This window comes from Motilimonas eburnea (assembly GCF_021295345.1).
GTDB classification, from domain to species: Bacteria; Pseudomonadota; Gammaproteobacteria; order Enterobacterales; family CBDFNC01; genus Motilimonas; species Motilimonas eburnea.
Genome location: NZ_JAIMJB010000048.1, coordinates 1 through 2,122, shown reverse-complemented (window position 1 = coordinate 2,122; position 2,122 = coordinate 1). Strand labels below are relative to the sequence as shown.

Sequence of the window (2,122 nt, the reverse complement as noted above, 5' to 3'; positions counted from 1 at the left end):
TTACTTCCGGCATTTATTCAGCGAGCTGCCAAAACGAGATCCTGCTGTTGATATGGCGGATCTTATGCCGTGGAATGTTGAAATCACTGGAGCAGATTAGCACTTAACTGGTTAATTAAGCGCTTACTCTTGGGCGTGGAGCGGCAGATCTAGCTAAGGGGCCTATTGGCATTGTTACCATCGGCTCTACCCTTGCTAAGGCCGCAGGTGAAACTCTTGGACTGCCAGATAGAGTCAACACCGTTATTGGTACCCCTGGCGACTTGGTCTCTAAACCTCTTGAGTCTTGTATTAATGGCGCTGGTAAAACAATATCTAATACCACCGATAAAATCTGCGATGGGGATATTGTCGGTGCTGCAAGAGAATTAATTTATGGTACCACTGAGACAGTAATAGAAACAGCGTTTGCACCTATTCACGTTGTTTTCAAATGTTGGGATTCCATTTGGGATTAACTATATTAAGGCTAGGAACCACCCTAGCCTATTTTATTATCGTTGACTACAGCCAAAGTTTCTTCTTCCTTCACCGTAGTGCTTGGTACGTTTTTTTGCCAGGTAACTCAATCGATAGAACAATTCAGAGTACTGCTGATTGAAATTTCGATCATTCTGATTTAGGCGATACTCACCATTTTTGCTAAAATGTACTAATCCAAGTGTATCATCAAATTCCAAATCAATAGCGCTTGCCCAAGATTCTATAATAACACCTGCCAGACTCCCTCTACTCTTCCAATCACCTAACCTGCAAAACCTATCCTTATTCAGTAATAAGGCTACATGGAAGTGGTCATTTTCAGAAGTATCTCTTTCTCTGCACCAAATAAAGCGAACGTTAGTAGGGTATACCCTCCTGTTAATTTTTTGGTCTCTACGGTCTGCCGCTTTTATTTTTGCCTTAATAGATTCAACAAATCTAGAGATTAATCTATCTCTAAGCTGACAGTAGCTGATTATCTCATCTCTACTCAAGCAATCAAGCTCGTGAGGAGCCTGTGGTAACTTGAGATCAATCCTCACTGCATAAACTCGCCTGTAGTCATCGAAGGTGTAATCCATCGTGTCTAATGTTCGGTCTAAGTATCTTACATTGTAGTCTTTAACGCTCCCCTGGATAGGGAGTCCCTTGTAGTGGTTCTTGCTCATTTTTCATCACCTATGGTTTTCACTCATAGATAATCAACAGCATTAGTTTTTTAGTGACGATACCGTTACGTGACCATACTAGGGTATGTTCACTAAGAGCTATGTATATAACTATACCAACACGATCGAAGCGATCCCGTCACGAGATTCCCTCTTCTATGGCAATTGAGAAATTACATACGTAACACCGAGTAATTCGCTCTGTAGTTATCAACAGCGTAATGCAAGGATACAACCGAACACCCCTCAGTTTAACTGCGGTCTAGCAAGTATCTAGAGAATATCCACTACGCTAAAGTTACGTAATAATTACGTGATATTTATCCGTTTTTTATGTCTAATTTCATTCATAATGGATTGAGATCTATTTCAGTTCAAGGAAGGATGATATGGACCTTAAACCTTACAGTTGGCGAGAAGCGTTGTTTTACGCTGAAAAGCTTGATGAGAAATACTCACTCAGACTCACAAGTAGCCTTTACGCGTGTGAAAGTCTTGGCGAGGCAATTGAAGTTCTCAACGCTTCCCTACATAATTTCGTTGACAAGGAAACTTACAATAATGATGAAGCAAGCCTTGAAGGTGTAAGGCAAGAAAAAGATTCGGAAATTATCAACCAGCTAAAAGAGCGGTTTTCTGCTGCAGGCCAACTACCCAAATCAGCCTTTCAATGGATAGAAAGTGACACTAGGGCTTGCTCATTCATCTACCACTTTTTGGCTATGAAAAATGGTTATGATGGACGTATTTTTCAACATTTTGACCCCTATATTGATTCTTGCATACAAAAAGACAAAGATTCTCGCTCCCCTCTGTTAACAACTACAAGAAAGTTAGACTTAAATCAGGGCGGGATTCCACTTTGTTCAACTTTTAACCAAATATAATCTTTGAACGATATTCGCCGGACCAACCTGACTTTCTACGCTTGGCTGCTAAGCTATCTTTTTCGCTAATATCCTGCTTTATCG

Annotated in this window: 2 protein-coding genes; one reads left to right on the top strand and one right to left on the bottom strand. The window is 40.6% G+C overall.

The features are described from left to right. Window positions 1-494 precede the first annotated feature (494 nt). Entirely contained in the window at window positions 495-1,151 is a 657-nt protein-coding gene (locus K6Y21_RS21010) for an inovirus Gp2 family protein (protein WP_233073904.1), read from the bottom strand. A gap of 389 nt (window positions 1,152-1,540) precedes the next feature. On the opposite strand from K6Y21_RS21010, the gene K6Y21_RS21005 reads away from it, so the two are divergent. After that, window positions 1,541-2,038: a hypothetical protein gene (locus tag K6Y21_RS21005; protein ID WP_233073903.1), complete on the top strand. Its 498-nt coding sequence runs from the start codon at window positions 1,541-1,543 to the stop codon at window positions 2,036-2,038. The last annotated feature ends 84 nt before the right edge of the window (window positions 2,039-2,122 follow it).

Coding starts and splice junctions, on each gene's coding strand:
- K6Y21_RS21010 (WP_233073904.1), bottom strand. CDS start 1,151: ATGAGCAAGAACCACTACAAGGGACTCCCTATCCAGGGGAGCGTTAAA.
- K6Y21_RS21005 (WP_233073903.1), top strand. CDS start 1,541: ATGGACCTTAAACCTTACAGTTGGCGAGAAGCGTTGTTTTACGCTGAA.